This window comes from Promicromonospora sp. NPDC060271 (assembly GCF_042726755.1).
GTDB lineage: Bacteria > Actinomycetota > Actinomycetes > Actinomycetales > Cellulomonadaceae > Promicromonospora.
On record NZ_JBHXBG010000265.1, the window covers coordinates 1 to 4,744 of the forward strand.

The window sequence follows — 4,744 nt, forward strand, 5'->3', positions numbered from 1 at the left end:
GTCGTCTCCGACGGTGCCCCTCGATCGTACCGACCGTCGGTCGCGGGCGCCGACAGCCAGGCGCCCGCGTCCCTCGTCGCCGGTCTAGCGCTCGCCGCCCCACTCCTTGGCCTTCTCGCCCAGCGAGTCGATCGCGCCGTCGGCCTGGTCGGGCGCGAACTCCTTGAGCTTGTCGGTGGCCGCGTCGACGTTCTCGTCGGTGAGCTGCTCCTTCGCCTTGGCGACGTTGTCCGGGTCCGTCACGAACTCCTTGGCCTTGTCAAAAAGCCCCATCACGAATCCTCTCGACACAGGCACACGGCTGTGCGCCCCCTGCTCGGCGACGGGGTCCCGCCACCAGTGGCGAACCTACGCGCACCCCGCCGCTCGCGCACTGCTGGGTTGGGCAGATCGGAGCATTCCGGACCCAGGAGTCGGCAGGCGGGCCCCGCGTCTCGTACCGTCAGGCCGTGGAGTACGTGGAGTACCTGACCATCGCCGTCGTGGCGGCGGCCGTCATCATCGCCGTCACCGCGCTCGCGCCCCGGGCCGGCGTCGCGTCGCCCCTGGTCCTCGTGGTGCTCGGCGCCGGCGTGAGCCTGCTGCCGTTCGTCCCGGCCGTCGAGGTGCCGCCGGAGCTGATCCTCGGCGGCGTGCTCCCGCCCCTGCTGTACTCGGCGGCGGTCGGTCTGCCGTCCATGGACTTCCGGCGCGACTTCGCTGCCATCGGCGGGCTGTCCGTCACCCTCGTGGTGATCAGCTCGGTGCTGCTGGGGCTGCTGTTCCGGTGGCTGATCCCGGACATCGACCTGGCCACCGCCATCGCGCTCGGCGCCATCGTCAGCCCGACCGACGCCGTGGCGACCACCATCGTCAAACGGCTCGGGGCGTCCCCGCGCAGCGTCACGATGCTCGAGGGTGAGTCACTGCTCAACGACGCGTCGGCGCTGGTGCTGCTCCGGTCGGCGATCGCGGCGACGGCCGCGACCGTCAGCCTGTGGGAGGTCGTCGGCGACTTCGCGTACGCGGCGGGCGTCGCGGTCCTCATCGGCGTCCCCGTCGGCTGGGTGGGCCTGCGCCTCCGCAAGCGCCTGGGATCCGCCGCGCTGAGCACCGCCATGTCGTTCGTCGTGCCGTTCGCTGCGTACCTGCCGGCGGAGGAGCTGCACGCGTCGGGCCTGGTCGCCGTGGTGGCGGCGGGCCTGGTGACCGGCAACGGTTCCGCGCGGCACCTGCGGCCGCAGGACCGGATCGCCGAGCGGTCCAACTGGCACACCGTGGAGCTGCTGCTCGAGGGCGCGGTCTTCCTCGCGATGGGCATCCAGCTCTTCGACCTCATCGAGGACGTGGAGCGCGGGAACGGCTCGGTCCTGCAGGCCGCCGGCGTCGCCGCGATCGCGGGCGCCGTGGTGCTCGTGGTGCGGGCGGCGTTCGTCACGCCGCTCATCGGCGTCCAGGCGCGCAGGGCCCGCCGCGGCGAGGCCGTCCGGGAGACCCTGTCGGGCTTCCAGGACCGCATCGACCTCCGGGTCGCCGCCACCCCGCCCCCGGCCGACGGGAAGGCAGAGGGCAAGGGCCGGCGCTCGACCGCCGCCCGGCTGGAGCGGATCCAGGGCACGCTGCGCCGCCGCACCGCCGACATCGACTACGTCCTCGCCAAACCGCTCGGCTGGCGCGAGGGCACCCTGCTGGTGTGGGCGGGCATGCGCGGCGTGGTGACGCTCGCCGCCGCGCAGACGCTGCCCGCGGAGACGCCCGGCCGGTCCTTCCTGGTGCTGGTCGCATTCGGGGTCGCGTTCGGCACGCTGCTGGTCCAGGGCAGCACCCTGCCGCTGGTGACCCGCCGGCTGGGCCTGATCGGGCAGGACACCACCGGGGATCTCCCGGCCCTGCGCCGCGAGACCGTGCGGGCCGCGCGCGACTTCCTCGCCGACCCCCGCCGCCCGGACGGCTCGCCGTACGACGACGGCGTGGTCGCCCGGGTGCGCAAGGACATGTTCCGGGAGCACGAGTCGCAGGACGAGGACGCGGAGCTCACGAGGGAGCGCTTCGTCCAGTACCGGGAGCTGCGGCTGGCCACCATCGCGGCCCAGCGCGAGGAGCTGCTCGCGGCCCGGGCGGCCGGCACCTACGACTCGGCCCAGCTCGGGGACGCCCTGGACCTGCTGGACGCGGAGCAGATCGCCGTCGAGATGCGCAAGGGCAAGGTGCCGATACATCCGGACGACCCGGAACGTTAACCTCGCCCCTGTGACGGACTACACACCGCTCCATCTCGACTGGCCCGGCTGTCTCAACGTGCGTGACCTGGGCGGACTCCCCCTCACCGGTGGCGGCACCGTCCGCGAACGGGCGCTGGTCCGTTCGGAGTCCCCCGGCTTCCTGACGGACGACGGCGTCGCCGCCGCCACCGCGTACGGCCTCTCGCGGATCATCGACCTGCGCCGTCCGGCCGAGATCGAGGAGTGGCCGAGCAGGCTGGCCGGCCTCCCCGCCCACCTGCACCTCCCCGTGCAGATGGCGGAGGACCCCGTCGAAGGGCCGTGGGTCACCCTCTACGCGGGGCTGCTGGACCGGCGTCCCGAGCTGTTCGCGCGCGCCGTCGCCGCCGTGGCGGACGCCCCCGAGGGGCCGGTGCTGGTGCACTGCGCCGCGGGCAAGGACCGCACGGGCCTCGTGGTGGCGCTGGCGCTCAGCCTCGTCGGGGCGGACCTCGACGCGCTGGCCGACGACTACGAGCTCACCAACCAGCGCCTCGCCCCGCGGTACGCCGAGCGCTTCGCGGCGGCGGACGAGTCCGTCCCCGGGCGGGAGATCCCGCCCACCCGGCACGTCATCCTCGGCGCCCTGGAGCACCTGCGGACCCGGCACGGTTCGATAGAGGCGTACCTCACCCACGGCGGCCTGACCCCGGGCCACGTCCGGGCGCTCCGCACCCGCCTCACAGCCCCCACGCCTCGTTGAGTGCTGGATATTCGCCCTTCTGACGGCCGTCAGGGGGCAAATATCCAGCACTCAACGACGAGAACGGCGGTCGTGTGCCGCCGTGAGCAGAGATCTCGCCGTGGTTAGGGTGCGGTCGGCCTCGGCCGGGGTGATCCGCGCGAGCGCGAACGCCGCGATCGAGAGCCCCGTGACCGCGTCGGCGAGGCGTTCCCGCTCCTCCGGCACCACCTGGTCCAGGTAGGCGACGACCCCGCGGCCGATCGCCGCGCGCAGCTCGTCACGGTAGTCGGCGACGACGCGCGCCACCTCGCCGTCGTGCACGACGGGCGCGGTGGCGGTGTTGATGAGCAGGCAGCCGCTGCTCGCCGACATCGAGTCGGTCCGCGTGAACGCCTCCCGCAGCCCGTCCAGGTACGTGAGCACCGCCTCAGGGGCGACGACGTCGGCCTGCAGAGGGCGCAGCCTCGGCCGGATCACCTCGTCGAGATAGCTCTGCACCGCGGCGTCGAACAGCCCTCGCTTCGAGCCGAACGTGTTGTAGATGCTCGACCGGCTCAGCCCCGTCGCCTCCTCCAGGGCCGGGACCGACGCACCCTCGAACCCGGCACGCCAGAACAGGGTGCGCGCCGCGCGCACCACCACATCACGGTCGAAGCCCTGCGTCCGGGCCATCCCTGCCTCCAGTTGTTCTGAAACGCTCGGTCCAGTATATATTGGAAGAGTCATTACAGAATAGATCCACCCTGAGGGAGCACGTCATGTCCGAGTTCACGAGCACGCAGATCCAGCTCGTCTCCCGCCCGACCGGATGGCCGACGCACGAGAACTTCCGCACCGTCGCCGTCGCCCACGACGCCCTGCGGCCCGGTCAGGTCCGCGTGCGCAACGAGTTCGTGTCGGTCGACCCGTACATGCGCGGACGGATGAACGACGTGCGCAGCTATGTCGCCCCCTTCGCGCTCGGCGAGACCATCCCTGGCGGCGCGATCGGCCGCGTCGTCGAGTCGGCCGCGGACGGCGTCCCCGTCGGGGCGGTCGTGCTGCACCAGCACGGCTGGTCCGACACGGTGCAGGACGACGCCGCGACCTTCCGCGTCGTCCCCGACGTGCCGGGCGTGCCGCTGTCGCTGCGCCTGCACGTCCTCGGCATGACGGGGCTCACCGCGTACGTGGGGCTCACGGCGATCGCCGGGATGCGGGAGGGCGACACGGTGTTCGTCTCCGGCGCGGCCGGCGCCGTCGGCACCGCCGCCGGCCAGATCGCCAAGCTTCTCGGGGCCAAGCGAGTCATCGGATCGGCGGGATCACCCGAGAAGGTCGCCCTGCTGACCGAGAAGTACGGCTACGACGCCGCCTTCAACTACAAGGACGGCGACGTGCGTGCCCAGCTCGCCGAGGCCGCGCCCGACGGGATCGACGTGTACTTCGACAACGTCGGCGGCGACCACCTCGAGGCCGCCCTCGACGCGTTCAACGACGGCGGACGGGCCGCGCTCTGCGGGGCCATCGCCGTCTACAACACCACCGGGAAGGCCCCCGGGCCCGACAACATGGCCAACATCATCACGCGGGGGCTCACCCTGCAGGGGTTCACCCTCGGCGCCTACCTCCACCTCGCCCCGGAGTTCCAGGAGCGGATGACGGCCTGGTTCGCCGCCGGGGAGATCGCCTACGACGAGACGGTCGCCGACGGCATCGAGAACACGGTCGACGCGTTCCTCGACATGATGCGCGGCGCCAACACCGGCAAGATGCTCGTCCGCGTCTGAGCGCATCGGGCGCCGAACATGCAGAAGGCCCTCGGGCCGGCGTTTCCGCC

General features: G+C 72.4%; 5 protein-coding genes. 3 read left to right on the forward strand and 2 right to left on the reverse strand.

The window, feature by feature from the left end; translation table 11 throughout:
• Positions 1–84: 84 nt before the first annotated feature.
• A complete protein-coding gene (locus ACFWE2_RS24495; RefSeq protein ID WP_377226815.1) occupies positions 85–273 on the reverse strand; it encodes a hypothetical protein in 189 nt (62 codons plus the stop codon).
• 176 nt (positions 274–449) lie between these two features.
• Between ACFWE2_RS24495 and ACFWE2_RS24500 the strand changes: the two genes are divergently transcribed.
• Together ACFWE2_RS24500 and ACFWE2_RS24505 are read left to right on the forward strand one after the other, a co-directional pair.
• Positions 450–2,219 carry a cation:proton antiporter gene (locus ACFWE2_RS24500; RefSeq protein ID WP_377226816.1) on the forward strand — a complete coding sequence of 590 codons (1,770 nt, stop codon included), beginning with the start codon at positions 450–452 and terminating at the stop codon, positions 2,217–2,219.
• A gap of 10 nt (positions 2,220–2,229) precedes the next feature.
• Positions 2,230–2,943, forward strand: coding sequence for a tyrosine-protein phosphatase (locus ACFWE2_RS24505; protein ID WP_377226817.1), 714 nt, complete (start codon positions 2,230–2,232; stop codon positions 2,941–2,943).
• Positions 2,944–2,994: 51 nt separating this feature from the next.
• Here ACFWE2_RS24505 and ACFWE2_RS24510 read toward each other — a convergent pair whose 3' ends face one another.
• Positions 2,995–3,597 (reverse strand): TetR/AcrR family transcriptional regulator, encoded by a 603-nt coding sequence (locus ACFWE2_RS24510; protein WP_377226818.1) that lies wholly within the window; start codon positions 3,595–3,597, stop codon positions 2,995–2,997.
• Positions 3,598–3,683: 86 nt separating this feature from the next.
• Between ACFWE2_RS24510 and ACFWE2_RS24515 the strand changes: the two genes are divergently transcribed.
• Positions 3,684–4,694, forward strand: a complete 1,011-nt coding sequence (locus ACFWE2_RS24515; RefSeq protein ID WP_377226819.1) for an NADP-dependent oxidoreductase — start codon at positions 3,684–3,686, stop codon at positions 4,692–4,694.
• Positions 4,695–4,744 lie beyond the last annotated feature (50 nt).